Below are 26,369 nucleotides of genomic sequence, written 5' to 3'. Positions count from 1 at the left end.
GATAATAGCTTTTTTCTAATTTCAAACACTATGAACGGTCTTCCTCAAATAAAATTTTCGTGTGGTGTTTTAATGTTCTTAAAAACAAGCTGATAAACAATGCAGCTGCAAGAACAATTAAATAATAAGTATGAAGAATAAATGCATCTTCAATGATATAATTGCGTAAAACATCAACAAACAAGAATCCTAAGATTGTTGCGGTAATTCCTGAGTACTCTCTTCTCAATATTGTTTTCATAGAAAATGATATCGGAGATTTGATGTAATTTTTCCATGAAGGCCAGAATGCTGGAACTTTCAAACTCCAATCTAAATAGTCCTTTCCGAATTTGCGTTCCAAAAATCTTTCTTCAGCGAACATAATTCGCTCATAGTATAACCAGAAAGCTAATGAAACAATGACAACAAACCAGATGTTAGCAGTGAAAACCACAATACCAATCCACATGAAGTAATTTCCTACATATAAAGGGTGTCGCATCGTAGAATAAATTCCTTTGGTATTCAAAGCTTCCGCAACTTGTTCTTTTGTATTTCTTCCAGAAGTATTTTTACTTGAAGTTCCAATTGCAATTGCACGAATTACTTGTCCTAAAATAGAAAGTACTGTGGCAAAGGACAATAGGATCCAATAATAATTATCATTTAATTCCATCCAACCATAATCCGTAAAGAAAACAACGGGAACCGCTAAAATGAATAGTATGACAGGGATTTGACCTCTGAATTTAAACAAAGTATTACCCGACTTTTCGAGAGAATGTATAAGAGCCATTTAAAAGTTATTAGTATATTGCGAAAATAATCTTCGGCGAAGATAATAAATATATAATATTTGCAACATGCCAGAAAAATTTAAGTTTGAACAAGAATATCTTTTTAGAACCTCTTCAAAAGTTTTAAATTCTATGGTGATGACTCCCAGTGGTTTGAGTGAGTGGTTTGCAGATGATGTGAATATAAAAGATGATATTTATACCTTTTATTGGAATGGGAGCGAAGAAGTTGCGCGATTAATCAGTAAAAAAGCAAATGATCACATCAAATTCCAATGGTTAGAGGATGAAGAAGAAGGATTAGACACGTATGTCGAAATCCGCTTTAAAGTTGACCCAATGACAAAAGCGGTAGTTCTTCATTTAACTAGTTTTGCAGAAAAAGACGAGATGGAAGAAATACAATTGTACTGGGAAAGCACAATTGAAGAACTCAGAAGAGTAATTGGTGCATAATTCATTTTCTTTTTAACAAGTTTCTATTCACTATTACTGTTCTATTTTTGTAAATCCTTATTTTATTTAAAGTACATTTATCCCCATAATTATATGTTATGAGCGGATTCTTTATCTTATCAATTATTCTTGCCTATTTCGTGGTTTTGTTGATCATTTCACGAGTAACCTCCAGAGGGGCAGAAAATGATGCCTTTTTTACTGGAAATCGAAATTCTAAATGGTATTTAGTAAGTTTCGGAATGATAGGAGCTTCACTTTCAGGAGTAACCTTTATCTCTATTCCAGGATTAGTGGGTGGCTCTGGATTTTCCTACATGCAAATTGTAATTGGGTATATGTTGGGATATGCTATTATCTCCTTTGTCCTATTGCCATTATATTATAAGCTTAATTTAACTTCTATTTATTCCTATTTAGGAGGACGATATGGACCCAAAACACACAAGGTGGGTGCTGGGTTTTTCTTGATTTCTAGAATTCTTGGTGCTTCTGTTCGTCTATTTTTGGTGGCAGATATCCTCGATTATTTTGTTCTAAGTTCTTACGGAATACCTTTCGAAGTCTCTGTTTTGGTAACACTTCTCTTGATCTATGTTTACACCTATCGTGGCGGAATCAAAACAATTGTTTGGACCGATACATTGCAAACACTTTTTATGTTGATAGCCTTGGTCGTGAGTGTTGTCTTAATCACACAATCCATCGGTGGAATAGATGAAGCTACTGTTGGTTTAAAGTCTTTAGGAATGACGGATTGGTTTGTAACAGATAATCCAAAAGACAGTAATTATATTTTGAAAGGAATTTTAGGAGGTTTATTTATTACTGTTGGTATGACTGGGTTAGATCAAGACATGATGCAGAAAAACCTTACGTGCCGAAATGAGAAAGAAGCCAAGAAAAATATGATGTGGTTCTCTATAATTCTGTTTGGAGTAAACTTTGTTTTCTTAATGTTAGGTGGTTTGCTCTTCCTTTATGCTCAGGAAAATCCCGATATTTTATCATCTATTCAAGGAATGGATCTCGACAAGCAAACCGACCGTTTGTTTCCGTTAATTGCACTAGAAGGTGGTTTGGGTACTATGATTGGTATTACATTCTTATTAGGTCTGGTTGCTGCGGCATATTCTTCTGCAGATTCGGCGTTAACAGCATTAACGACATCAACAAGTGTCGATTTATTTAAAGTGGATACTTGGGAAGACAAAGCCAAAGCAGAACGCGTTAGAAAATATATTCACATTGGAATGACTGGAATTTTGTTTGTGGTTATACTCTTAGCAAATGCTTTAAAGGAACAAGATGTCATTAATACATTATTCGTTCTGGCTGGGTATACTTACGGTCCATTACTGGGACTTTTCTTCTTTGGAATTATAACTAAAAGAAAAGTGAATGATAATTTAACTTGGATTGTCTGCTTAATCGTTCCTGTGATTATATTCGTTTTCAAAACTTATGAAGGCGTTTGGTTTGATGGATACAAATCAGGGCATGAGATTTTGGGTGTAAATGGATTGTTGTGTTATTTGGGGTTGTGGGCATTTTCTGAAAAGCAAGCTAAATTAGTTGCTGATTAGGTTTTTTTTGGAGTGTTTGTAATTGGCTATTTTGAGTTGTAGTGGTATTGAATCCTTGATTTACGCTAAATTTCAATAACGGCTATTGGCTAACTTTCACTAACGGTTAAAAACGACTAGCGTTAAAAGGTTGGTTTTATTGATGTATAGAAGGAATTATTTGGATAAATACTCTAAATCTCTGCAACGGTTATTTCCTGAATTTCACTAACGGTTAAAAACGACTAGCGTTAAAATGTTGGTTTTATTGAGTTGTAGAAGGAATTATTTGGATAATTACGCTAAACTTCAATAACGGCTATTGGCTATCTTTCACTAACGGTTAAAAACGACTAGCGTGTATTGTCTGATTTCATTGAGTTGAAGAGATTCTAAATCCTCTATTTTTGCTGAATTTCAATAACGGCTATTAGCTAACTTTCACTAACGGTTAAAAACGACTAGCGTTTATTTTTTTTGATTTTATTGAGTTGTAGAAGTAATTGTTTGAGAAATTTCTCTAAATTTTTGTAACGGTTATTCTTTAAGATCTAGTAACGGTTAAAAACGACTAGCTTGTATTGTTTGATTTCATTGAGTTGTAGAGGCATTGAATCCTTAAATTACGCTAAATTTCAATAACGGCTATTGTCTAACTTTCACTAACGGTTAAAAACGACTAGCGTGTATTGTCTGATTTCATTGAGTTGAAGAGATTCTAAATCCTCTATTTTTGCTAAATTTCAATAACGGCTATTGGCTAACTTTCACTAACGGTTAAAAACGACTAGCGTGTATTGTTTGATTTGATTGATTTTTAGAGGGCTAGAAGCCTTAATTCACGCTAAACTTCAATAACGGCTAACAGCTTATTTTTTCTAACGGTTAAAAACGACTAGCTTGTATTGTTTGATTTCATTGAGTTGTAGAGGCATTGAATCATTAATTTACGCTAAACTTCAATAACGGCTATTGGCAAATTTTCACTAACGGTTAAAAACGACTAGCGTGTATTGTCTGATTTCATTGAGTTGACAGGGACTTGAATCCTTGATTTATACTAAATTTCAATATCGGCTATTAGCTAATTTTCACTAACGGTTAAAAACGACTAGCGTGTATTGTTTGATTTCATTGAGTTGTAAAGGACTTGAATCCTTAAATTAAGCTAAACTTCAATAACGGCTATTGGCTAGCTTTCACTAACGGTTAAAAACGACTATCATGTATAGTTTGATTTCATTGAGTTGTAGAGGCATTGAATCCTTAAATTACGCTAAATTTCAATAACGGCTATTGGCTAACTTTCACTAACGGTTGAAAACGACTAGCGTGTATTGTTTGATTTCATTGAGTTGTAAATGACTTGAATCCTTAATTCACGCTAAATTTCAATAACGGTTATCTGCTGATTTTACTAACGGTTAAAAACGACTAGCTTGTATTGTTTGATTTCATTGAGTTGTAGAGGCATTGAATCCATAAATTACGCTAAACTTCAATAACGGCTATTGGCTATCTTTCACTAACGGTTAAAAACGACCAGCGTATATTGTTTGATTTCATTGAGTTGACAGGGACTTGAATCTTTGATTTATACTAAATTTTAATAACGGCTATTGGCTAATTTTCACTAACGGTTAAAAACGACTAGCATTTATTGCCTGATTTTATTGAGTTGTAGAGATTCTAAATCCTCTATTTACGCTAAATTTCAATAACGGCTTTTGCTATTTTTACTAACCATTAAAAACGACTATGCAGTCAATTTTCAAAACCATCTGGGATTTAATTTTAAAATTCTAATCAAATATTTTGAATGTAAGGTTAAATTTATATATCTTGAATAAGAGTTACATCAATCTAAATCAATTTAATAACTTAAATCAATCAATTATGAAAATATGTAAAGTGTGCAGAAACTTAGTTATAGGGCGGGCGGATAAAATATTCTGCTCTGTAAAATGTAAAAACTTCTATCATTTAGAATTAAGAGCAATCACTGCTATTGCCGCCTCAGACATCGATAAAATTCTTCATCGAAATAGATCAATTCTTTCTGAACTGATAGGGGGGAATAAGCGACAAGTCAAGATTAAGCGATTAGAAATGGATAAGAAGAACTTTCATTTCAAATACCAAACTCATAAAAACATCAATTCAAAAGGAAAAACCTATAATTGGCTCTATGATTTAGGGTGGATGGAGTTTAGTAATGATGAAATATTGTTACTTAAAAAGCGTTTGTGAATTTCATAAATTCGTAACATAACTTAAATCTCCTTTCGATTGTTTCTTATAACTCCACCTCTAAAATCGGTCATAATGGCATTTCGTGTTGCTTTAAGATGACTTTATGTCATTAAAAACACTAGGTTTTATTACTTTTATCTCTAAATTCTCTTAAAATTCCCATTGGTATTCAATTTGATAATCATATATCGAATTAGAAAACAACAATTAAAAAACATAGAATATGGAAATGTCAAGAATTAATAGCGGGTTTTTACCATCATTTTTAACTGGATTAGATGAGGAATTATTTAACAAACGTCAAACAGCAAAATCTTCTCAGGTAGCAGTAAATATTATTGAGCGCGATGAAGATTATGTAGTTGAAATGGCTGTTCCAGGATTTAATAAAGAAAATATTCACATCGAATTGGATGGAAACAAGCTTTCAATTAGAGGTGAAGCAAAAGAATCCAAAGAGGTAGAGGAAGAAAACTATACACATAGAGAATTTTCTTACGGTGAATTTACAAGATCATTTACTTTACCAAAAGATGTCGATGGGCAAAATATCGGAGCGGATTATAATGAAGGTGTGTTAAGAGTTACTGTTCCGAAACCTGAAATGAAAAAGAAAGTTGTTAAGAAAATTGAAGTGAAAGGAAACTAAAGTTTTGAATAGTAGAGTAGTAGTTTGATAGTGTGAGTTTAAAAGTAGGGGTTGATTAATTTCAACCTCTATTTTTTTTGTAATAATTTGCCAAATAACTCAAGCGATAAAAATCAAATAAGCGAATTGAAGGATTTGATTTAAATAGATTGCTCTTCATTAAACTTCCAAAATTATTATAAATAAAACTCAAAACTCCAACCATTCTAAAGGACCTCATTTTTTCAAATACTCGAAAAATCTTAATCTGTTCGACGATTTCTTTTTCTTGAAACTGAGGATTGAAAACGTATTTTTCGACAGCTGTTAAACTATTGGCTATAAATCCTTCGTTGGTTTCAAGATAATCATGCACGAGTTGATTGTCGATATGTAAAACAGAAATATTATTTTTCTTTAATTCCAATCCCAGTAGCGTGTCTTCATGGCCATAACCGCTTTTTTCAATATCAATAGTTCCTTCATCAAATGGATGTTTATCAAGAACTGATTTCTTCAACATGATATTGAAACTAATAAGCGATTTGTAAGGTGTTTTATTTCTTATTTCCGCAGGAAGAAACTCACGTTGTGATCCATAATGCCAGCGCAACGCATTTTCTTTTGGTGGAGTAACACTGTACTTCATTCCACCAATAATAACCTGTGCATTATCTTTATTAATCGTGTAGTTCTCAATGAAATCTGGACGATTAACCAATGCATCTGAATCTATAAAAAGCAGATTTTCAAATTGTGCTCTTTTACCGAGTTCATTCCTTATTTTCGCCCGACCATAATGAATGTTAGATTCAATATATTGACAATGTTCGAATTCATTTATTGCCCTGTTTTCCTCTTTAAACTGAGTAGAAGTATCGTCTAAAACCAATACTTCAAACGCAATATTCAATTCCATACATTGACTGTGCAGCGCTTTTACGAGTGCTACACAATCAAAATTATATACGGGAATGAGTATGGAAAGCATTATTTATTCATAAGACAATAAAACATCTAATCTCTTTATGCATTCTATAAAATATGTTCTAACATGCTTTATAGTCAGATATTACTTATTTCCTTTTTCGAAATCGGCTAAAAACTGAGCTAATCCGCTGTCCGTGAGTGGGTGATGAGCCAACTGCTTAATCGCTTTTAGTGGGCCAGTCATAACGTCTGCTCCAATTTCCGCACAATCAATAATGTGCATTGGGTGACGAACTGAAGCCGCTAAAATTTGAGTGTCAAAAGCATAATTATCAAAAATTCTTCTAATTTGAGCAATCAATGCAATTCCATCTCCTGAGATATCATCTAGCCTTCCAACAAATGGTGAAACATAAGTTGCACCGGCTTTAGCAGCCAATAATGCTTGACCAGCAGAAAAAATCAATGTACAATTTGTTCTGATTTTATTTTCAGAAAAATATTTAATCGCTTTAATTCCTTCAGTTGTCATTGGAACTTTTACCACAATGTTATGATGTAAGTCAGATAAACGTTGACCTTCTTGAATCATTCCTTTGTAGTCTGTAGCAATAACTTCAGCGCTTACAGGGCCATTAACAATCTGACAAATATCACGGTAATGCTTAAGAATAGCATCTTTTCCTGTAATGTTTTCTTTTGCCATTAAAGTAGGGTTTGTGGTTACACCATCTAAAACTCCCAAATCGTTAGCTTCCTTAATTTCAGCTAAATTTGCTGTATCTATAAAAAATTTCATGTTCTTTCTTTTTACTAAAATAGTCAGATTTTTTTAAAAGCATAGAGAAATTCTAACTAGATAAGGACTAAGAGCAGAATAGTCCATGTTAAGAAGGTTTTTTTAATGGTAAAAAGGATAGTCCTCAATATTTTAAAGACAATGTATTTCTATTTTTTCAGAAGCGTTTAGTGACACATGATAAGTTTAAAAGGTAAGAATATACTCTTCAATTGACTTATTACCACAAGCATCAATAGCTCTAATTATTACGGTTTTTTCACCTTTTAAATCTTTCGGTGGATCAAAGTAAAACTGTGTGCTTTTTGGCTCGTATTGTAATAAGTACCACTCTCTATTAATGTAAATATCATAATCAATTAATCCTGAGCCTTTTTCTGAAATACTCCAACTCAATTGTTTGTTTCCAACGGCAGTATTATTACTGAAATTACGCGCCTTTATTGCAGGTGCTATTGTATCAACTTCTACTGAGAAATCACCAAATGACTTAATTCGAGAGGTGATCCAACCATCTTTTACTGTTCCTCCTTCCGCGTATTTCGTTCCATATCTGGATATTCTCTGAATGTATTGCTTTTCATCTTTTACATTAGACAATGAAGGCAACATCAGTTTGAAAGTCTCCTGAAGTGGAATTAGGTCATCTCCAAATTCAATTGCATTTTTGGAAGATTTCAATTTTAAAGGAGTTGGTTCATAAAGAATCCCAGGTGGAAAAAGGATATAATGAAACTCGTCATAACTCAAATATGCACTGTCAGGATAAAGTAATTTCGCATTAGGATAGAGCTTGTGTTCCTTTCTTTTAGTTCCTGCTTCAATTTCTAAGTTGAAAGATAATTTGCTAGAATTTCCATAAGCATCTTTCGCAACATAACTTATCGGATATGTATTTCCTGGTTCCGCTTTTATCATTCCATTGTTAAGCATTGTACGATAAATTGGCAACGGATTATGCTTGGTTTTAAATGCTTTTTGATAATGACGTCTTCGATTATGATATTCTTCGTAATCCTTATGTGTATTGATTTGTCTGTTGGAAGCAAACGAAATTCTTTCCATGTTCTGACTAAAAACCGTATCCTTATCCACCAATAAAAATGCTTCATGGATTCCACAAACATTATTTGCTCCATCAAGTTTATCGATTACATCAAAAGAAAATCCAATGCCTCCTTTATTAGAAGTATACGAAGCATCAACACTTACTGAATTTCCAGAAATACTATATTTCCCGTTTGATCCTGAAACAGTATAGCTTTTTGATTTATCGGGAACGCGATACCCTTCCTCTGTTAATGCGTAAACTTTCAATCCTCTAATTGTTGGCTCTTGGGTGTCTGCAATATCAAAATTGAATAGCAATGGATTTAAAGCATTTTCTGAAATTGTTTCTCTAATTTCGAAATGTAAGTGTGGAGCAGAACTTCCACCTGTATTTCCCGATTTAGCTATTATTTGTCCTTTTTTCACTCTCAAAGAATCTTTGGTAGGATAATAATCGATTTCAAATCCTTCATTCCCCTCTTGCTGTTGGGATGCTAAATAGGCTAATTGTCCAACGAAGGCTTCACAATGTGCATAAACAGAAGTCAATCCGTTATAATGGTCGATATAAACAACGTTTCCATATCCCCAAGGAGAAACTTTGATTCGTGAAACATATCCATCCTCAACGCTTAAAATATTATATCCCGATCTGCGATTCGTTTTTATGTCGATTCCTGTATGAAAATGATTCGATCTTAATTCTCCAAAATTCGCAGCCAAAACCATTGGAATATCCATTGGAGCGTGCAAATCATATTTTGAATAATCGATTTTCTGAGCGTTCAAATGAACACTGAATCCGATAAAAAGTGATAAGAAAAAGATACTGATTTTTGTCATACTGCAAAAGTAACAATTAAGTAATTTTATTGACGTATACTGACTTGAAAGCGATGAAAAAGTAAATAACAAATTGTTGTTCAATTCTCTACCTAGGAACCATTCTTGGTTTGGCTTTCTTTTCACGAATGAGATAAACACCAATTAATATAAGCACTCCACTGAAAATGTACCAAGGACTAAACTTTTCTCCATCTAATAATCCCCACATGATTGCTAAAATTGGCAAAAGGTAAGAAACACTACTGGCGAAAATAGGTGTTGTATCTTGAATGAGCTTGTAGTAGATTACAATTGCTATCGTAGTTCCGAAGATTGCTAAAATACTCACAAATCCAAAGGCAGTCCAAGTTTCTGGAGTAGATTCGTGACTGCTAAAGAATCCAGTTGATAATAGAATAACCAGCGCTGGAACGGCCCACATTGTAAACATGCTGGCAGTCAATTCAATTGAAGTTAAGTGTCCCAATTTATCTTTGACAATCAAGGCTGCAATAGCATAACAAATCGTTGCAAAGACAATAAGTAGTGCATAACCGATTTGGGTTTCTTCAGTATTCGATTCAGAGAAGAACATTAATGTTGCAGCGCCAAAGAATCCTATGATTGCTCCAAAAACTTGTGAAATTTGTGTTCTAACTCCATAGAATATAAATCCAAGTACCAACACAAATATGGGGACAAGCGAATCTAATACTCCAGCCAGTGAACTACTGATATGTGTTTGTGCTATTGGAAATAAATAAAGCGGTAAGAAGTTACCAAACAATCCAGACAGAGCAACATAGAAAAGGGATTTCTTTTTCATTTTTCGGATGACAGGAATTCCAATAAATGACAATATAACACCCGAAATTAATACACGTAAAGATCCAATCTCAAAAGGTGAGAATTCAAGCAATGATTTCTTGATCATTATGAATGAACTTCCCCATGTTAGTGCTAAAATGACTAGCAAAAACCAACGGTTACCAAAAATACCCTTCATTATAAAATGAAATTACGAATTGATTAATTTTTTGACCTGTGTTTGAGGAATGATGTGTTTACTGGATGCTGTTGAGTTGAATAAAGACACAGGGGATTTTAATTCTTAAATCATGCTATACCGCATAAATCCTAATTGAGGTGCAAAGTTAAATGAACTTTTTAGATTGAGATTCTATGACTACTGAAAAAGTGTTAAAGTAAAGTGAAATTGTTACCCTGGTTGGTATATTCTAATCTTTATAAAAAAAAACCAACAAAATCCCAGCGGGATAATGAATATCCGTCTAGGATTTTCTACTTTAAATTTAGAGCGGTTTTCTATAATAATTTTAAGATTTCTGCGATATACCTTCCTGCATAAGTACTAACGTGTCTGAAGAAAAACAATCAAAATCCCAGCGGGATGGTGAATATCGTCTAGGATTTTCTCCTTTAAATTTAGAGTGATTTTCGATAATAATTTTAAGATTTCTGTGATATACGATCCTGCATGAGACCTAACGAGTCTAAAAAGTAAACCAACAAAATCCCAGCGGGATGGTGTATTTTCGCCTAGGATTTTAATCCTAGGTTTTCGATAAAAGAATCAGTGGTAGTAAAAGAATCAGCAGAAATGGAGTAAAACTAAGAAAGAGTGAGAAACAAAACGAGAGCGAAGTAAAAAGCGGAATAAAAACTAAGTTTTTATTCCGCTTTTTGTGCCCAGAGAGGGACTCGAACCCTCACATCCATAAGGACACATGGCCCTCAACCATGCCTGTCTACCAATTTCAGCACCTGGGCAACTTTGGTGGCACAAAGATATAAAATTGATTGTATTCCTTGGTGTTTAGCGAGAAATAAAGCACAAAAAATAAAGCATAAAAAAACCGAACTTATCAAAAGATAAGTTCGGTTTTCACTAGTGAGTGATTAATAATTTATTTCTTTATGGATTCTACAACAGCTTTGAATGCACCTGGGTGATTCATTGCTAAGTCTGCAAGAACTTTTCTGTTCAATTCAAGCCCACTTTTGTTGTACTGTCCCATAAATTGAGAATAGCTCATTCCGTGTAATCTAGCTGCAGCGTTAATACGCATAATCCAAAGTGAACGGAATTTTCTTTTCTTTTGTTTACGGTCTCTATAAGCGTAAACTAATCCTTTTTCAACAGCATTTTTTGCTACTGTCCAAACATTTTTTCTTCTTCCGTAGTAACCTTTTGCAAGTTTCATTACTGATTTTCTTCTTGCTCTTGCCGCTACGTGATTTACTGATCTTGGCATATTTTAATGTTTTTTGATAATAAAGTGCTTCTATTTTTCAGAAGTCTTAGGTACTCATCACCGGGTTTAAATACTAACCTCTGTCACCATGACAGAAAAATTTTACTTCATGCAAAGCATTTGCTTAACATTTGGGCGATCCGCTTTAGTTACGTATGCTGTCTTTGTTAAGTTACGCTTTTGTTTTTTACCTTTTTTAGTAAGGATGTGACTTTTGAAAGCGTGCTTTCTTTTAATCAATCCACTACCAGTTACTTTGAATCTCTTCTTAGCACTGGATTTTGTTTTCATTTTTGGCATATTCTCAATGTTTAAATTTACTCACTAGTATTGTATAGACTAATCCTTCTTCGGATTAATCATAATTGTCATTCTTTTTCCTTCTAGTTTCGGCATCAATTCAAGTGTACCGTATTCAGAAAGCTCTTGAGCAAAACGCAAAAGTAAGATTTCACCACGGTCTTTAAATACAATCGCACGACCTCTAAAGAATACAAAAGCTTTCACTTTAGAACCTTCTTGTAAGAATTTCTTTGCGTGATCTAATTTGAAATTAAAATCGTGTTCTTCCGTATTTGGACCAAAACGAATTTCTTTAATTACAACTTTTGATTGCTTTGCTTTAAGCTCTTTTTCCTTCTTCTTTTGATTGTACAAGAACTTTTTATAGTCCATGATTTTACACACAGGCGGATTAGCCTTAGGTGAAATCTCAACTAAATCCAGATCTTGTTCGTCAGCCATTTTAATAGCGTCCTTTGTATCTAAAATTTGAGGTTCTTGACCATCACCAACTAATCGAATCTGTGGAACGCGAATACGGTCATTGATTCTGTTAGGATCCTCTTGCCTCGGTTTAAATGTTCTTCTTGGTTTTCTCATTTATTCTTTTTATCAGTTAAGCATTTAAATCATCATGACTTAACTCTTCTTCAACTAATTTGTTAATTATTTTAATGAAGTCTTCAATTGGCATCGAACCCAAATCTTCTGCACCTCTCTGGCGCACCGAAATTGTGTTCGTTTCCATTTCTTTTTCACCAACGATAAGCATAAACGGTGTTTTTCCCATTTCTGCTTCACGAATTTTCTTACCTACCTTTTCGTTTCTATCATCTATGAAGCCGCGAATATCGGAATTTTTTAAAACTTTAGAAACTTTTTCTGCGTATTCATTAAAATTTTCACTAATCGGTAGAATTGCATATTGTTCAGATGATAACCACAATGGGAAATCACCAGCACAATGTTCTAATAATACAGCAACAAATCTTTCCATAGAACCAAAAGGTGCTCTGTGAATCATCACTGGTCTGTGCTTCTGATTATCTGCTCCAATGTATTCTAATTCAAATCTTTCTGGTAAATTATAATCTACTTGAATAGTACCTAATTGCCATTCTCTTCCCAAAGCATCTTCAACCATGAAGTCTAATTTTGGTCCGTAAAATGCCGCTTCGCCATATTCAATTACAGTATTCAAACCTTTATCAGCAACCGCTTCTAGAATTGCAGCTTCTGCTTTTTCCCAGTTTTCGTCGCTTCCAATATATTTTGAATGATCTTCTTTATCACGCAAAGATATCTGAGCAGTAAATGTCTTGAAATCTAGCGTTTTGAAAATGTAAAGTACAATGTCAATTACACTTTGAAATTCTTCTTTCACTTGTTCAGGCATACAGAAAATATGCGCATCATCTTGTGTAAATCCACGAACCCTTGTCAATCCGTGAAGTTCTCCACTTTGCTCATAACGGTAAACTGTTCCAAATTCAGCATAGCGAATTGGAAGTTCACGGTAGGAGTGAGGTTTTGCTTTGTAAATCTCACAGTGGTGAGGACAGTTCATTGGTTTCAACAAAAACTCCTCGTTCTCATCTGGCGTGTGAATAGGTTGGAATGAATCCGCACCGTATTTCGCATAATGACCAGAAATTTCATACAGTTTTTTACTTCCAATATGTGGAGTAATAACTTGCTGATAACCTCTGTTTTCTTGTACTTTCTTTAAGAAGTTTTCCAAACGCAAACGTAATTCAGCTCCTTTCGGTAACCAAAGTGGTAAACCTTGTCCAACAGCTTGTGAAAAAGTAAACAATTCCATTTCCTTTCCTAACTTTCTGTGGTCACGCTGACGTGCCAATTCAAGTTTCTCTAGGTATTCATTCAGTTCTGCATTTTTAGGGAAAGTGATTCCATAAATACGCGTTAACTGCTTATTTTTTTCGTCTCCACGCCAGTATGCACCAGCAATAGATGTTAATTTAATCGATTTTATAAATCCTGTATGAGGAATATGTGGACCTCTGCATAAATCTGTGAATTCTCCTTGTGTGTAGAAAGTGATTGTACCATCTTCTAAATCTTCAAGTAATTCTAATTTATAAGGATCTTGCTTTTCTTTAAAGTATGCAATAGCCTTTTCTTTAGGCATGTCTTCACGAATGAATTCACTTTTTTGCTTAGCAAGCTCTTTCATTTTTTGCTCTACTTTTTCTAAGTCCTTCTCAGTAAAAGTATAGTCCATGAAATCAACGTCGTAATAGAAACCACTTTTGATAGCTGGTCCGATTGCCAATTTAACTCCAGGATACATAATTTCTAAAGCTTCCGCCATCAAGTGAGCAGAAGAGTGCCACATTGCAGATTTACCTTCTTTATCATTCCAGGTGAGTAACTTTAGGGTACTGTCAGTTTCAATCGGACGCATTGCATCGATTACTTCATTATTTACTTCGGCAGCAAGCACATTTCTTGCTAAACCTTCGCTTATACCTTTGGCTATGTCCAAAGAAGTTGTTCCTTTTTCAACCTCTTTAACAGATCCGTCTGGAAGTGTAACTTTAATACTCATAGTTTTCCTCTACCTTTTTGAGGTGCAAAAGTACGAGAATCATTTGGATTTGTCTTGAGAAGTAAGTAAAATATCCTATGGTTTGTTAATAAACAATTAGGAATTACGAATTATCAATTACGAATCACGCATTCAACTAGGAATTATGATTTTTTCACTTCCCTAAATAGCCTTAAATGCTTTGATTAATAAACTTAACTTATTCCAATCGGAGAATTTAATAAGTAAACTCATATTCAATTGTCAATTACGAATTCTGATTTATCTATTCTCAAATATTCATTTCTATTTTACTCGAGCTATCGCCAGTTTGGAACCCGCAGTCAAGGTTATCGAACTCAAATCCTACAAATCCTACAAATTCGTAATTTCTCTAATTCGTAATTCGTAATTTTTCATTCAACATTCTTCATTTTTAATTTCCTCCATTACCTCAGAAAATATCCCAATCGATTCCAATCTATCCGCTTGATGGAACAAATAAGAAGTCGTCATTATTTCATCCACTCCTGTATCTTCAATAAACTTTTTAGTCATTGCTTTAACTTCATCTTTATCACCAATAAATGTATAATTCAACATTTGTTTTAGAGCCGGATGACTGCGCAATTGACGAATTTCATCATTCATGTCTATTGGCGGTTGCATGTAATCTAATTGTTGTGTCAAAACTCCCAACATCATTCTGTACATGCTTGTTGAACGGCGTTCTGCTTCTTCTGAGGAATTGGCTGCGATAATGTTTACCGCTGCAATTGTATAGGGTTTGTCCAAATATTTTGAAGGCTGAAATTCGTTGTGATAAATGGCTAAAGCATGATGCAATTGAGCAGGAGCAAAGTGACTTGCGAAAACATAAGGCAAACCTTTTTTAGCAGCCAAATGTGCGCTGTCTGTGCTTGATCCTAAAATGTAAATGGGAACATCAACTCCTTCTGCCACAGTTGCACGCACTTTTGTTGTTGATGATGTATTCTCAAAATAACCTTGAATTTCATCAACTTCCTGTGGGAATCTATGAACAGATTGCATTCTATCGCTTCGTATAGCTTGTGCAGTAACTTGATCTGTTCCAGGAGCGCGACCTAATCCTAAATCCATTCGATTTGGAAATAAATTCCCAAGTGTTCCCAATTGTTCAGCAACCACCAAAGGAGAATGATTCGGTAACATTATTCCGCCAGAACCCACACGAATTGAATTCGTTTTTGCGGCAATATGTCCCATTAAAACAGTTGTTGCCGAACTTGCAATACTCACCATATTGTGATGTTCAGCCAACCAAAATCTGTGGTATCCTAATTCCTCAGCTTTTTGAGCAATTTCAACGCTGTTTTTAAAAACGGTTTCGTGAGAAGTGTTCTCGTTCACCATTGCGAGTTCTAGTATTGAATATTTTGTTTTCATGTTTAAAATTCTTGTGTACACATAATACAAATTTAATTAAGGATTGTTATTCTGTTGTATGGATTTAACTTTTAATTATAGTTTGAGAAGTGTTTATTCTAACCCGGTGTTTGGAAAACTTCGCCGATACTTGTAATTCCGAATCTCGATTATTAAACTCAAATCTCCTACGATAAAAACGGAAATACTCTTAACTTAGACCGAAATGCAAAACTTATTCAGATTTATTAATGGATTAATTTACTTACTCATATTATTCTCTTGGTGGACAATTAAGTAATCGTCTAAATTTTTAGCTAATACGGTTCCTACATCCGATTATACTGAAGACATAGATGTTCAAGCTACATTGAATTATGAATACAATGGCTCATGGAATTTTGTCACCTCAAGAAGATTGGACGGTAAATTATTTTACATTCCTTTTTCTTATGGATAAGGAGAGATTTCATGTGATTTTAGTTTGCCTGAATCAACAATGACAAAAAAGGATTCTATGAAATCTGTAAATTCAAAGAAAAAATAAAGGAATTTTTTAAAAATAATTAAGATGAAATTTAAATATCGAACAATAGTTTATGTTTTATTTGTTTTTTGCATCTTAAACAGCTGTAAACCTCAATGTTCAGAGCGAATAGGAGATCAAGAAGTAAATTTATATAACGCTATGAATGAGTTGTATAAAGACTCGTTTAACTTAACGGTTGAAATTAGTCAAGATACTTTATTTGTTGATGTAAAGGGTTTACCAACCTATACTACAGGTAAGGATTATAACCATGTTTTATTTGGATACCTAATGTATAATTTGAATTTAGATAGTGTTAGAAGCTTTCATAAAATAAAGACGACAATATCCCATGATTGTAATGGCCTATATTACAGGTATAATACTGATTTGGATAGGGTTAATTTGGTGACTATTGATTTTTATGCTATCGAGAACTATATTAATATTACTAAATTTATATTAAAAAACTTTTCTGATCGTGAAGCAGCATTTGCAGATCTCATTTTTGAACCGGTTTCAGAATACTATCCGAAAATCACATTCGATGAAGGTTTGTATAACCTTCTTTTAAAACTTCACGTTGCTAAAAATAGAAGTCGAGGTAATATTAGCTATTCTGTTGATAATAAATATGAATTAGAGTTTGCTTTAATGTGGTTATATTATTCGTCTGATTTTTCATTTGAAGATTTATCTTTTCAAAAAGATCTTTTGGAGGAATATATTATGATGAGTAATATCAAAATTAAAAAGGATTTAAATAGAAAGGATTTAGATGAATTTTATAAAAAGCACTTTGGTTAAATAGGAAATGAAGATTTAGCTATGGATCTCAATTCAATCAACTAACAAACTCTATTGAGCGAAGGGCAAGCAAAAATAAAAAAATCCCTTCATGAATAATCACGAAGGGATTTTTAATATCTATACATTTTAAAAACAAATGTTCCCGTAAAAACGTTTTTCCATTTCTAAATTTTAAATCTCAATTTTTGAATTAGAAAATTCAAGAGTTAGACGCAGTATTTTTTGAAATCCAAGGAGTTGACGTTTGTCAATGACTGCTTTCAAAAATTACTGCAACGACGCTATTGGGTTTTATAATCAAAAAGGTAGATCGTCGTCTCCTTCGTCTACTAAAGTCTGCGCACTATCAGCACTTGCTGGAGCGATATCCGCTGGAGTAGGAGCTCCACCACCTTGACTTTTTTCTAATCTCCAAACGTCTAAAGAATTGAAGTATTTTACTTCACCTTGAGGGTTTGTCCACTCACGACCTCTTAAGTTAAATGTAACATTCACCGCGTCATTAACGTTGATGTTGTCCATTAAATCTGTACGTTCTTGTGTCAATTGAAATAAGATATCTTGAGGGTAATTTCCAGAACCATCTGTAATTACAAATTCTCTTTTCTTAAATTTCTCAGTGATTTGTTCAGTGTCTTTTTTCACTTTTACTATTCCCGAAATGCTAAACATAATGTTGTTGTTTTATATTATTGGTTATTAAATGCTAATAGTGTCATCCAAGCGGCTTCAATTTCATTCTTCTCCAAGTGATTCTTGGCTAATTTATGAAGTTCAAGCTCTAATTTGGCTGGTTCATCTTCTAAAGTTACAAAAAGTTCTGATAATTCAATTAACTTGTGTTCGTTAACATCAGTTTCATTTGGAAGTGCTTCTGAACTCCCTAATTTCCCGAAATCGTTTCCAGTTAAGATTGAACTTGCTCTAATGTCTTCCGGAATTTTATCGTATCCAATTCCGATTGCTGTAACAGGTTTTTCTACCTCAAACATCGATGCTTCGTTGGCGCGACAATACCAATTTCCTCCCATTCGCGAAACTAAATCAATTTTGTGTTGATCAATCATGCGATTATCATCCAAAATTTCTTCATTGATGTGGATTTTTACCACTTCACAAATCACTAGATTTCCAGCGCCTCCGCCAGTTCCTAATTCTTTTACTTCAATGACTTTGCATTCCAATTGTACAGGAGATTCCTTTACACGAAATGGTTTTACTTTCTCTGATGGGATTGGAGTTAATCCGCTTTTCACAAACTCGTTGACGTCTATTTCATAAGGAGAAGAACACAAACTCATTTGCTCTACCATGTCGTAATTCACGACATTGATAACGCATTCCGCAACCTTTTTTACATTATCGTAAGTGTCTTTTGTCTTTCCAGTACGTCCACTATTTGCCGGTGAAAAAATTAAAATTGGTGGATTCGCACTAAAAATATTAAAGAAACTAAAAGGAGCTAAATTAGGAGTTCCATTTTCATCAATTGTTGATGCAAATGCAATCGGACGCGGTCCAATAGCGCCTAATAAATAGCGATGTAATTCTGGAATGGGTAGCTCTTTTGGCTCTAATGTTAACATATCAGTCTCTTTATTTTTGCAAGTCGACAAAGGTAACGCTTATCTTCTTCAATAAAAATGAAACTGGTATTTTGTTGAAAAGTTATTGAAATTATGGAAAACTTATTCGCCATTTTCAGTTAAAGTCATAGTGGCTAATACGATTGATATGTCTCTTTTTTAGGTTCTTGAAATACTTATTTTCTAAGGTTTTTGAACCCTCCAATATGAGATTGTGTATTTAACCATCATTATTTTTAACATTTTCTTCAAACTTATTTTCATTATACTATATTTGACACAAATTAACTATTAAGATGACGCCAGCGCAAGCTTTTAGAAAAATCACCGAGTACTTTAGTTTAGACTCTGAAGTTGAATCGCATGACTTTATCCACGCAGAAATTCTCAAAGGATTAAGGTTTAAAGGTACAAATTTATGGATTTTAGTATTCGCTATAGTTGTGGCTTCTGTTGGATTGAACGTAAATTCAACTGCTGTAATTATTGGAGCCATGCTTATTTCTCCCTTGATGGGGCCTATAAATGTCATGGGTTACAGTATTGCGACTTATGATTTTGATTTATTTAGAAAGGCAATAAAAAACTTCGCATTTGCTGTAGGAGCCAGTTTAATCGCTTCTTTTCTGTATTTTTCTTTAAGTCCGCTTTCAACTGCACATTCTGAATTACTTGCCAGAACGAGTCCGACAATTTATGATGTTATTATTGCATTTTTTGGAGGTGTAGCAGGAATCATTGCTATAACTAGTAAAAATAAAGGAAATGTAATTCCTGGAGTAGCGATAGCAACTGCCCTCATGCCTCCTTTATGTACAGCAGGTTATGGTTTAGCAACAGGCCAATTAGAATTCTTTCTTGGAGCAATGTATTTGTTTACAATTAACACCGTGTTTATTGCGATTGCATCGGTAATTGTTACGCAGTTATTAAAATTACCTATCCGAACAATTGTTGATGACAAGCAAAAGAAGAAAGTCAACAGATGGATAACTATAGTGAGTTTTGTAGTTATTTTACCTAGTGTTTACTTTGGTTATGGATTGGTTCAAAACGAAAAATTTTCTGAAAAAGCAAGTAACTATATAGCGAATGTGAGCCTTTTTGAAGGGAATTATCTTTTGAAAAGTGATGTTAATCAAAACAAAAGAGAAATCACTTTAGTTTATGGAGGGACCGAATTAAATGAATCACAAAAAGAAGTGATTAAGGATAAAGTTCATGATTTTGAAATAAAAGATGCAAATATCATTATCCAACAAGGACTTACGTTTTCAAACTTTTCGGATAATAATAACAATAATGATGAAACTTTAAAATTACGAGAAGAATTATCTCATCTTTTAAATGAAGTGAAATTGCGTGATTCTAAACTAGACAGTATTCAGAAAAACCAGTATATGGGACGTGTTTTGTTAAATGAAATAAGAACAATTTATCCGCAGCTTAAAACTTGTACTTATGCCAGTTCTTATAAGTTTAAAGATTCATTAGATACTCCTTATGAAACAGCCATAGTGCTTTTTACTCTGGATTCTTTAGGCATAAAAAAAGAAGACAAAAAACGTGTTGATACATGGGTTCGTTCACGTGTGAAAGCACAAGAAATCAAAGTGTTTTTTGATTAGTCGATCAAGCACTAATAAATCTAATCTTTACAATTTATTCTAAAATATGTCTGATTCTCTTCCTTTACAAAAAACTGAAATCGAAAAGCTTACAGTGGAGGTTTGTGAAGATTCAACAAGGATTTATGATTATCTGGTCGGGAAACTGGTCACTATTTCTTCCAGAAAAGGAGTTAAAAAGGCATTGTCAAGGGATCAAATTTATTTAAATAATCAACTAGCGAAATCTGGTGATTATGTTCATCAAGGAGATTTAATTATCCTTTTTGAAAACAAAATCGTTGATCATAAATATTTTGAGATTGAGTTAAATGTCATTTATGAAGATGAAGAATTGGCAATTGTGGAAAAGCCTGCAGGAATTCCTGTTTCTGGAAATACTTTTAAAACCCTTCAGAATGCTTTACCCGATCACGTAAGTAAAAGTTCAGCTAAAGATTATCTTCCCATTCCTTTGCCCGCTCATAGGATAGATGCACCAACTCATGGAATTGTTGTGGTTGCAAAAACGCACAGTACACGCGTTGAATTGGGCAGAATGTTTGAAAATCGGGAGATGAAAAAGTCTTATCAAGCAATTGTTCAAGGAAGGCTAGAGGGGCGCGGAACATTAAATAGTTCAATTGACGGGAAAAGCGCAGTGACTTATTTTGAGTCTATGGCTGTCTTTCCATCCGTTAAAAATGAATGGATCTCGTTGATCAAACTTTCACCAGTAACAGGGCGAAAGCATCAATTGAGAATTCATTTGTCAAGATTAGGATTCCCAATTGTTGGAGACAAGCAATATGGTAAAAAAGGATTTACGCTGAAGTACAAAGGAATGTTTTTAGCAGCAGTTGGAATTTCTTTTAAGCATCCTAAAACAAATGAAGAACTCTCGTTTGAAATAGAGTTACCCAATAAATTCAATCGCTTCTTAAAACGTGAAGAAAACTGGGTGAAAAGAATAGAGGATAAGAAAAATTAGATTCATCTAATGAACTGACTCAAAACAAGAATTATCTTTTAGAGTTTATCAATAATCAGCTGAATTAAATCTATTCCTACATTTTACCGAAGTAATATGAATAACCAAATCCAATTGTGAAATAGCTTGTGTTTTTGTCCAATTTAGAGTTGTTTATTCCACTAAATGTATCAACACCCATGTGGTATGGAGATGTTTTAAATCCATGAAGTGCATAACCTAAAGCCAATCTGAAAGAAGTTTTTTCAGTTGCCATTAAGGATAATCCAAGTGTTGGTTCTACGAATACTGCATCATTTATAAAAGGTTTACCTCTTAATGAATCATTATAGTTTGTAGCAAAAAAGTTAGCTGCGTATCCAATTCTCACTCCGTAATCAACTCCGAAATTTCCATAAAATTTTTCCTGTCCAACTTTTACAAATGCTCCAGCAATGTGAATTGCACCTGTTAAGTCAACATTATTTTTAAATTCATTGACATTGAAGAAACCATATCGAATTCCTGCACCTATGGAAAGAGTATTTTCAAAGGTATGTTGAAAAGATGGCGTAACGACTACTAATCCTTGCAATAATTCACGAAAAGCGACATTACTCACATTATTAGGAAGACCAATTTCAACTTTAAAAGAAGATTTCGGTGCAAAATCTACTTGAGATTGAGCGTTGAAGAATAAGCTAAGTAGAAGTGCTAAAACGATTAGTTTGTTCATAATTTATGTTTTTAAAGGATAAAGGATTCTTTAGGATTACATTATAAATCTAAAGCATTAATTCCTTATTTCAATAAGTTTTCTTGTCTTTTGATTTTCTGTCTTCGCTTGATAGAAGTAAAAACCATTCTCAAAGTTACGGGTATCAAATTGAATAATGTTTCCTCCTTTTTTATAAGTCTTGTGTTCAATTACTTTATGAATAGAATCATCAGTCGAGAAAACACTTACTTCAACGTTCATTGGTGTATTCATTTCCATAAAAATTGGAACTACACCAAGCGCAGGATCTTTTTCAATTGGATGTAAAGTTAAATACAGTTTTTTCTCAATTTGACCACTTTTCATTCTTCTCACAAGAATGCGGTAGGCAATTAAGAAAAGTGAAATGAACAATGTAATCCATGCAATATTAGCTATGGCTTGTTTAATATCAATTACTAGTAGTACCATTATAATATAATTACACCGTCAATTTTAGCAGCTTCTTCATAAAATTCAATCACTTTATCTGCACTCATCATGATTTCTTTTACACTAATACTTGTATATTTTCCTTTGCTTGAAGGACGAATTGTGATATCCGAAACTTCATCAAACATATTTGTGATTAATGCAATTTTGTGATTGTCGCTAGGAGAGATGAATTTAAATAGGTATAAACTCGGCCACTCTTGTTGTTCTAGCTGTATTTTTAATTTGTCAAATTGTCCTTCCATATCTATACTTTCGTCAACAAAGTTAATCTTTTTACTTCTTTCTTTACGTTTTCAGAGAGAATATTGTAGTTCTCTTTAAGGTCCTTAATTCTTTTTGAATCAATTAACTTTTCTGTTTCTTTCAAGTCTTTTAATAAGTCCATAGGATCTGGCTCCTTACTGCGAATCACCTCAATTTCGTTGTGCTCACTTTCTTCAACTTTCCAAAATTCCGCGTAAAGAAACTCGGTCGCCAACCATTCGTCAATGACATTAACAAGCGCATCATAAGTTTGTGCTTGCAGAAGTTTAGATTTATAAACATTTCTCTGCTTATGAAATTGATGAAATGCGGCTACAAATTCATCTGAGAAAATAATTTCACTTTCTAAATGATTCTGAATATTTTCCTTCGGATTTTCTTGATCTATTAAAACCAAATAAGCTTCAAACTGCTTTTCTAATTTCTTTAATCTCGACATCCAAACTAATCTCAGTGGTGGACGCGTTAGAAAGAATTGCTTCTGTTCGAATAATCGTTGTTCCCATAAATCCTCCAAATCCTCTTCTTTAGGGTTTGGGAAAAATAAATGCGCTTGTTCCTTGGTCATGGAAACAAAATTAATGACTTCTATCGATTATAGTTTTAAATGTCGTATTAATACTTCTTAAAAGTGTATAGGCATATACGCTTGGTATTTTATTAAGTATAACTTTCGTTTTTCTTTGATTTAACACTAAATTCGTCAAGCATTCAGATTTTTCGCACTTTTATACATTCAAAATGAGAAGATACAACACAATAATTTATACTCTGTTTTTATTTTTGGCGACTTCAATTTCTTGTTATAGTCAAACCAATGGAGAGATTGATAATATGCGCAGCGACACAATTAATGTCCTCGATTATCAAATTAAAATGGACTTGACACAGATGTCAACTCAAACACTTTCCGCTTCTTGTAAAGTGAGTTTTGAAAGTAAAATGAATGCGATTGATGGTATTTCTTTGGATTTACTGAAATTAACTGTCGATTCTGTAAAAACAGCTAACAATCATTTGACTTATACTTACAACGATACACTTTTACGTATCGATTTCTTAATTCCTTTGAATACAGGAGATCAAAGTGAGGTAACCGTTTTTTATAGAGGAACGCCGCAAACAGACCCTTCTGGATTTGGTGGATTTTATTTCTCAGGAAACTACGCTTATAATCTGGGTGTTGCATTTCAATCTGAACCTCATAATTATGGTCGTACTTGGCATCCATGTTTTGATAATTTTGAAGAACGCGCAACTTATGATATTGAAATAACAACTCCTTCAACAATTACAGCTTACAGTAATGGATATATCCAAAGTGAAAGTGTAGGGCCGAACAATGAGAATATTCGCCGTTGGGTTTTAGATGAAGAAATCCCAACTTATTTGGCATGTGTTGGAGCGGCTCCATATACGCACGTGGCTCAGACATTCACTAGTAGTTTGACAAATGCTCAAACACCAGTTATGTTAATCGCAACACCACAAGATACAACGGATTTAAAGAATTCATTTGCTAATTTGTTTGGCGCAATGGATGCTTACGAAGCCAATTATGGGCCTTATGTCTGGAATAAAATTGCATTTGCATTAGTTCCTTTTAATGGAGGAGCGATGGAACATGCCACTTGTGTGATGTATCCGAAATTTGCAGTTGATGGAAGTTTGTCTTACGAAACATTAATGGCGCATGAACTTTCTCATCATTGGTGGGGAAATTTAGTGACTTGCCGAACGGCAGAAGACATGTGGATTAACGAAGGGTTGGCATCTTATAGTGAGTCGATATTCTTAGAACATGTTTACGATTATGAAAGCTATATTAATGAATTAAAAGGCGTTCATCGAAACGTAATTCAAAAAGCGCATTTTGATGATGGAGGGTTTTTGTCAATTTCTGGAGTTCCGCATGATGCAACTTATGGAACGCATACCTATAATAAAGGAGCAACTTTAATGCATAATTTAAGATCCCACATGGGCGATGCTGACTTCTTTGCAGGTCTAAAAGCAATTCAAACAAACTATGCTTTAAAAAGTATCAATGCCGAAGAATTTAGAGATGAGTTAACCAGTTCAACAGGATATAATGCTGATAAATTCTTTGATAATTACATTTTTAATCCAGGGTTTAACGGGTTCGAAGTTGATTCATTTATTGTGAATACCCAAGGAAGCCAATTAGATGTAAAAGTATTTATTCAACAAAAACTTTTTGAAGCTCCAGATTATTTCGAAGATGTTCCAGTTCAAATCACTTTTATGGATGCCAATTGGAATACTTTTTCTGTTGTCAAAAACATTTCAGGTGCGACTCAAAATGTTGATGTTTTAGTGCCTTTTGATCCAGTTATGGTTTATTTGAATAAGGAAAGTAAGTTACTCAACGCTGTGACTGGAGAAGATTTGGTAATTACTACAACATCAACTGAACAATTGAATTATGCATATTTCTACTTGAATGTTCAAGAAGAAGATGATTCTTCATTTTTAAGAATTGAACATTATCGAGTGGCGCCGGATGGATTTAATAATTCAAATTTAGGATTTGAATATGTGATTTCACCTGACCGATATTGGAAAGTAGATGGAATTATTTCTAATAGTTTTAAAGCAAAAGCAAGATTGTTTTACGATAGTCGAAATACTGCAGCTGGAAATTTGGACAATGGATTAATGAAAGATCACAACGGAATTTCCTTCAATGAAGATAGTTTGGTTTTATTGTGGAGACCTGATCAAAAATCAGCTTGGCAGGAATATGAGTTTTATGTTCCTTTTAGCCAAGGAAGTTTGACGGATGGTTCTGGAAGAATGGAATTGTCCGAAGTATTAAAAGGTGAGTATGCTTTTGGTTTTCGTAAAAGCGCATTAAATACATCTGGAGAAAATCTTCCTGAGCAAATGAAAATCTATCCTAATCCAACAAAAGATAATTTGCATATTGAATGGGAACAAGCTGAAAAAGCAAATAAAATTAAGATTTTCGACAACAGCGGAAAAGTAATGAACGAGAAAGAGATGGATGGAAACCATTTAATAGTTTCAACAAAGAAATATCCAAGTGGGATTTATTATGTGGCGCTTTACAATCAAAATGAAGTAATAGCAAAGCAAAAATTTATTAAAGAATAAATGAAAAGAATTTTAGCAATTGATTTCGGAATGAAACGCACCGGAATAGCAATTACAGACGAAAATAACATTATCGCTTCAGGATTAACAACTGTTCCCACAAGAGAAGTGATGACTTTCTTAATTAAAACAGTTAAAGAGAAAAGTGTAGGAACACTTGTACTTGGCGAACCAAAACGCCTAAACATGGAGGATTCCCACAGTTCTCAAAATGTTCGTCTCTTCAAAGAAGCATTAGACAAACAATTTCCTGAGTTATCAATAGTCATGATGGACGAAAGATTCACTTCCAAAATGGCAATGCAGTCCTTGATTGCAGGAGGAGTTTCTAAAAAGAAAAGACAACAGAAGGAATTGATCGATGAGGTGAGTGCTACTATAATATTGCAATCGTATATGGCCTCTGTTTAATTGATAATTGATAATTAAAAATTGATAATTCGGTTGCGTT

At 33.6% G+C, this 26,369-nt stretch carries 25 protein-coding genes and 1 tRNA gene; 9 read left to right on the top strand and 17 right to left on the bottom strand.

Going from position 1 to position 26,369, the window contains the following annotated elements:
- Nucleotides 1-28: 28 nt before the first annotated feature.
- The gene (locus ERX46_RS11495) at nucleotides 29-778 is read right to left on the bottom strand and encodes a methyltransferase family protein (RefSeq protein WP_130094015.1); all 750 of its coding nucleotides are present in this window, start codon (nucleotides 776-778) and stop codon (nucleotides 29-31) included.
- Nucleotides 779-845: 67 nt separating this feature from the next.
- Here ERX46_RS11495 and ERX46_RS11490 point away from each other — a divergent pair, with 67 nt between their 5' ends.
- The 4 genes from ERX46_RS11490 (at nucleotide 846) to ERX46_RS11475 (ending at nucleotide 5,702) form a co-directional block, all read left to right on the top strand.
- Nucleotides 846-1,235 carry an START-like domain-containing protein gene (locus ERX46_RS11490; RefSeq protein ID WP_130094014.1) on the top strand — a complete coding sequence of 130 codons (390 nt, stop codon included), beginning with the start codon at nucleotides 846-848 and terminating at the stop codon, nucleotides 1,233-1,235.
- Nucleotides 1,236-1,333: 98 nt separating this feature from the next.
- Nucleotides 1,334-2,821, top strand: a complete 1,488-nt coding sequence (locus ERX46_RS11485) for a sodium:solute symporter (RefSeq protein ID WP_130094013.1) — start codon at nucleotides 1,334-1,336, stop codon at nucleotides 2,819-2,821.
- A gap of 1,875 nt (nucleotides 2,822-4,696) precedes the next feature.
- Nucleotides 4,697-5,050, top strand: coding sequence for a hypothetical protein (locus ERX46_RS11480; RefSeq protein ID WP_130094012.1), 354 nt, complete (start codon nucleotides 4,697-4,699; stop codon nucleotides 5,048-5,050).
- 226 nt (nucleotides 5,051-5,276) lie between these two features.
- Nucleotides 5,277-5,702, top strand: coding sequence for an Hsp20/alpha crystallin family protein (locus ERX46_RS11475; protein ID WP_130094011.1), 426 nt, complete (start codon nucleotides 5,277-5,279; stop codon nucleotides 5,700-5,702).
- Nucleotides 5,703-5,763: 61 nt separating this feature from the next.
- Here ERX46_RS11475 and ERX46_RS11470 read toward each other — a convergent pair whose 3' ends face one another.
- From ERX46_RS11470 to ERX46_RS11425, 10 genes are all read right to left on the bottom strand, one after another.
- Nucleotides 5,764-6,672, bottom strand: a complete 909-nt coding sequence (locus tag ERX46_RS11470) for a glycosyltransferase family 2 protein (RefSeq protein WP_130094010.1) — start codon at nucleotides 6,670-6,672, stop codon at nucleotides 5,764-5,766.
- Nucleotides 6,673-6,753: 81 nt separating this feature from the next.
- Complete coding sequence (gene fsa / locus ERX46_RS11465; protein ID WP_130094009.1) at nucleotides 6,754-7,410, bottom strand: fructose-6-phosphate aldolase; 657 nt, start codon at nucleotides 7,408-7,410, stop codon at nucleotides 6,754-6,756.
- Between the two features lie 186 nt (nucleotides 7,411-7,596).
- On the bottom strand, nucleotides 7,597-9,303 hold the full coding sequence (locus ERX46_RS11460) for a M23 family metallopeptidase (RefSeq protein ID WP_130094008.1): 1,707 nt from the start codon (nucleotides 9,301-9,303) through the stop codon (nucleotides 7,597-7,599).
- Between the two features lie 88 nt (nucleotides 9,304-9,391).
- Nucleotides 9,392-10,291 (bottom strand): DMT family transporter, encoded by a 900-nt coding sequence (locus ERX46_RS11455; protein WP_130094007.1) that lies wholly within the window; start codon nucleotides 10,289-10,291, stop codon nucleotides 9,392-9,394.
- Nucleotides 10,292-10,992: 701 nt separating this feature from the next.
- Nucleotides 10,993-11,076: transfer RNA gene (locus ERX46_RS11450), tRNA-Leu, on the bottom strand.
- A gap of 137 nt (nucleotides 11,077-11,213) precedes the next feature.
- Nucleotides 11,214-11,561 carry a 50S ribosomal protein L20 gene (gene rplT, locus ERX46_RS11445; RefSeq protein ID WP_130094006.1) on the bottom strand — a complete coding sequence of 116 codons (348 nt, stop codon included), beginning with the start codon at nucleotides 11,559-11,561 and terminating at the stop codon, nucleotides 11,214-11,216.
- Between the two features lie 102 nt (nucleotides 11,562-11,663).
- Nucleotides 11,664-11,861, bottom strand: coding sequence for a 50S ribosomal protein L35 (rpmI, locus tag ERX46_RS11440; protein WP_130094005.1), 198 nt, complete (start codon nucleotides 11,859-11,861; stop codon nucleotides 11,664-11,666).
- Nucleotides 11,862-11,900: 39 nt separating this feature from the next.
- Complete coding sequence (gene infC, locus ERX46_RS11435) at nucleotides 11,901-12,443, bottom strand: translation initiation factor IF-3 (RefSeq protein WP_130094004.1); 543 nt, start codon at nucleotides 12,441-12,443, stop codon at nucleotides 11,901-11,903.
- Nucleotides 12,444-12,459: 16 nt separating this feature from the next.
- A complete protein-coding gene (gene thrS / locus ERX46_RS11430; RefSeq protein ID WP_130094003.1) occupies nucleotides 12,460-14,415 on the bottom strand; it encodes a threonine--tRNA ligase in 1,956 nt (651 codons plus the stop codon).
- Between the two features lie 399 nt (nucleotides 14,416-14,814).
- Nucleotides 14,815-15,822 (bottom strand): LLM class flavin-dependent oxidoreductase, encoded by a 1,008-nt coding sequence (locus ERX46_RS11425; RefSeq protein ID WP_130094002.1) that lies wholly within the window; start codon nucleotides 15,820-15,822, stop codon nucleotides 14,815-14,817.
- Between the two features lie 550 nt (nucleotides 15,823-16,372).
- On the opposite strand from ERX46_RS11425, the gene ERX46_RS11420 reads away from it, so the two are divergent.
- Entirely contained in the window at nucleotides 16,373-17,137 is a 765-nt protein-coding gene (locus tag ERX46_RS11420) for a hypothetical protein (protein ID WP_130094001.1), read from the top strand.
- 300 nt (nucleotides 17,138-17,437) lie between these two features.
- Here the strand turns inward: ERX46_RS11420 and ERX46_RS11415 are convergent, their stop codons facing one another.
- Both ERX46_RS11415 and ERX46_RS11410 read right to left on the bottom strand, forming a co-directional pair.
- On the bottom strand, nucleotides 17,438-17,812 hold the full coding sequence (locus ERX46_RS11415; RefSeq protein ID WP_130094000.1) for a DUF3127 domain-containing protein: 375 nt from the start codon (nucleotides 17,810-17,812) through the stop codon (nucleotides 17,438-17,440).
- 17 nt (nucleotides 17,813-17,829) lie between these two features.
- Nucleotides 17,830-18,726: a flavin reductase family protein gene (locus ERX46_RS11410; protein WP_130093999.1), complete on the bottom strand. Its 897-nt coding sequence runs from the start codon at nucleotides 18,724-18,726 to the stop codon at nucleotides 17,830-17,832.
- 296 nt (nucleotides 18,727-19,022) lie between these two features.
- On the opposite strand from ERX46_RS11410, the gene ERX46_RS11405 reads away from it, so the two are divergent.
- Together ERX46_RS11405 and ERX46_RS11400 are read left to right on the top strand one after the other, a co-directional pair.
- On the top strand, nucleotides 19,023-20,354 hold the full coding sequence (locus ERX46_RS11405; protein WP_130093998.1) for a DUF389 domain-containing protein: 1,332 nt from the start codon (nucleotides 19,023-19,025) through the stop codon (nucleotides 20,352-20,354).
- A gap of 46 nt (nucleotides 20,355-20,400) precedes the next feature.
- Nucleotides 20,401-21,324, top strand: a complete 924-nt coding sequence (locus tag ERX46_RS11400) for an RluA family pseudouridine synthase (protein ID WP_130093997.1) — start codon at nucleotides 20,401-20,403, stop codon at nucleotides 21,322-21,324.
- Nucleotides 21,325-21,400: 76 nt separating this feature from the next.
- Here ERX46_RS11400 and ERX46_RS11395 read toward each other — a convergent pair whose 3' ends face one another.
- From ERX46_RS11395 to ERX46_RS11380, 4 genes are read right to left on the bottom strand one after another with little or no spacing between them, the layout of a single operon-like run.
- Nucleotides 21,401-22,039, bottom strand: coding sequence for a hypothetical protein (locus ERX46_RS11395; RefSeq protein WP_130093996.1), 639 nt, complete (start codon nucleotides 22,037-22,039; stop codon nucleotides 21,401-21,403).
- A 57-nt stretch (nucleotides 22,040-22,096) separates the two neighbouring features.
- The gene (locus tag ERX46_RS11390; protein WP_130093995.1) at nucleotides 22,097-22,492 is read right to left on the bottom strand and encodes a hypothetical protein; all 396 of its coding nucleotides are present in this window, start codon (nucleotides 22,490-22,492) and stop codon (nucleotides 22,097-22,099) included.
- Nucleotides 22,492-22,758, bottom strand: a complete 267-nt coding sequence (locus tag ERX46_RS11385; RefSeq protein ID WP_130093994.1) for a DUF493 family protein — start codon at nucleotides 22,756-22,758, stop codon at nucleotides 22,492-22,494. Before ERX46_RS11385 ends, ERX46_RS11390 begins: the two co-directional genes overlap by 1 nt.
- A 2-nt stretch (nucleotides 22,759-22,760) precedes the next feature.
- Nucleotides 22,761-23,348: a hypothetical protein gene (locus tag ERX46_RS11380; protein ID WP_130093993.1), complete on the bottom strand. Its 588-nt coding sequence runs from the start codon at nucleotides 23,346-23,348 to the stop codon at nucleotides 22,761-22,763.
- Nucleotides 23,349-23,521: 173 nt separating this feature from the next.
- Between ERX46_RS11380 and ERX46_RS11375 the strand changes: the two genes are divergently transcribed.
- Together ERX46_RS11375 and ruvX are read left to right on the top strand one after the other, a co-directional pair.
- The gene (locus tag ERX46_RS11375) at nucleotides 23,522-25,918 is read left to right on the top strand and encodes a M1 family aminopeptidase (protein WP_130093992.1); all 2,397 of its coding nucleotides are present in this window, start codon (nucleotides 23,522-23,524) and stop codon (nucleotides 25,916-25,918) included.
- Nucleotides 25,919-26,329, top strand: a complete 411-nt coding sequence (gene ruvX, locus ERX46_RS11370) for a Holliday junction resolvase RuvX (protein WP_130093991.1) — start codon at nucleotides 25,919-25,921, stop codon at nucleotides 26,327-26,329.
- Nucleotides 26,330-26,369 lie beyond the last annotated feature (40 nt).

Origin of the sequence: Brumimicrobium glaciale (assembly GCF_004152935.1) — a bacterium.
Classification (GTDB): domain Bacteria; phylum Bacteroidota; class Bacteroidia; order Flavobacteriales_D; family Crocinitomicaceae; genus Brumimicrobium; species Brumimicrobium glaciale.
This window is presented reverse-complemented; position numbering and strand designations above follow the sequence as displayed.

Excerpts from the sequence above, each read along its gene's own strand:
- ERX46_RS11470 (WP_130094010.1), bottom strand. The coding sequence starts at position 6,672 with ATGCTTTCCATACTCATTCCCGTATATAATTTTGATTGTGTAGCACTC.
- ERX46_RS11385 (WP_130093994.1), bottom strand. The coding sequence starts at position 22,758 with ATGGAAGGACAATTTGACAAATTAAAAATACAGCTAGAACAACAAGAG.
- ERX46_RS11395 (WP_130093996.1), bottom strand. The coding sequence starts at position 22,039 with ATGAACAAACTAATCGTTTTAGCACTTCTACTTAGCTTATTCTTCAAC.
- ERX46_RS11490 (WP_130094014.1), top strand. The coding sequence starts at position 846 with ATGCCAGAAAAATTTAAGTTTGAACAAGAATATCTTTTTAGAACCTCT.
- ERX46_RS11480 (WP_130094012.1), top strand. The coding sequence starts at position 4,697 with ATGAAAATATGTAAAGTGTGCAGAAACTTAGTTATAGGGCGGGCGGAT.
- ERX46_RS11425 (WP_130094002.1), bottom strand. The coding sequence starts at position 15,822 with ATGAAAACAAAATATTCAATACTAGAACTCGCAATGGTGAACGAGAAC.
- ERX46_RS11410 (WP_130093999.1), bottom strand. The coding sequence starts at position 18,726 with ATGTTAACATTAGAGCCAAAAGAGCTACCCATTCCAGAATTACATCGC.
- ERX46_RS11475 (WP_130094011.1), top strand. The coding sequence starts at position 5,277 with ATGGAAATGTCAAGAATTAATAGCGGGTTTTTACCATCATTTTTAACT.
- ERX46_RS11495 (WP_130094015.1), bottom strand. The coding sequence starts at position 778 with ATGGCTCTTATACATTCTCTCGAAAAGTCGGGTAATACTTTGTTTAAA.
- thrS (WP_130094003.1), bottom strand. The coding sequence starts at position 14,415 with ATGAGTATTAAAGTTACACTTCCAGACGGATCTGTTAAAGAGGTTGAA.
- infC (WP_130094004.1), bottom strand. The coding sequence starts at position 12,443 with ATGAGAAAACCAAGAAGAACATTTAAACCGAGGCAAGAGGATCCTAAC.
- ERX46_RS11380 (WP_130093993.1), bottom strand. The coding sequence starts at position 23,348 with ATGACCAAGGAACAAGCGCATTTATTTTTCCCAAACCCTAAAGAAGAG.
- ERX46_RS11460 (WP_130094008.1), bottom strand. The coding sequence starts at position 9,303 with ATGACAAAAATCAGTATCTTTTTCTTATCACTTTTTATCGGATTCAGT.
- fsa (WP_130094009.1), bottom strand. The coding sequence starts at position 7,410 with ATGAAATTTTTTATAGATACAGCAAATTTAGCTGAAATTAAGGAAGCT.
- ERX46_RS11415 (WP_130094000.1), bottom strand. The coding sequence starts at position 17,812 with ATGTTTAGCATTTCGGGAATAGTAAAAGTGAAAAAAGACACTGAACAA.
- ERX46_RS11420 (WP_130094001.1), top strand. The coding sequence starts at position 16,373 with ATGAAATTTAAATATCGAACAATAGTTTATGTTTTATTTGTTTTTTGC.
- ERX46_RS11375 (WP_130093992.1), top strand. The coding sequence starts at position 23,522 with ATGAGAAGATACAACACAATAATTTATACTCTGTTTTTATTTTTGGCG.
- ERX46_RS11405 (WP_130093998.1), top strand. The coding sequence starts at position 19,023 with ATGACGCCAGCGCAAGCTTTTAGAAAAATCACCGAGTACTTTAGTTTA.
- rpmI (WP_130094005.1), bottom strand. The coding sequence starts at position 11,861 with ATGCCAAAAATGAAAACAAAATCCAGTGCTAAGAAGAGATTCAAAGTA.
- ERX46_RS11485 (WP_130094013.1), top strand. The coding sequence starts at position 1,334 with ATGAGCGGATTCTTTATCTTATCAATTATTCTTGCCTATTTCGTGGTT.
- ERX46_RS11400 (WP_130093997.1), top strand. The coding sequence starts at position 20,401 with ATGTCTGATTCTCTTCCTTTACAAAAAACTGAAATCGAAAAGCTTACA.
- ERX46_RS11455 (WP_130094007.1), bottom strand. The coding sequence starts at position 10,291 with ATGAAGGGTATTTTTGGTAACCGTTGGTTTTTGCTAGTCATTTTAGCA.
- rplT (WP_130094006.1), bottom strand. The coding sequence starts at position 11,561 with ATGCCAAGATCAGTAAATCACGTAGCGGCAAGAGCAAGAAGAAAATCA.
- ruvX (WP_130093991.1), top strand. The coding sequence starts at position 25,919 with ATGAAAAGAATTTTAGCAATTGATTTCGGAATGAAACGCACCGGAATA.
- ERX46_RS11390 (WP_130093995.1), bottom strand. The coding sequence starts at position 22,492 with ATGGTACTACTAGTAATTGATATTAAACAAGCCATAGCTAATATTGCA.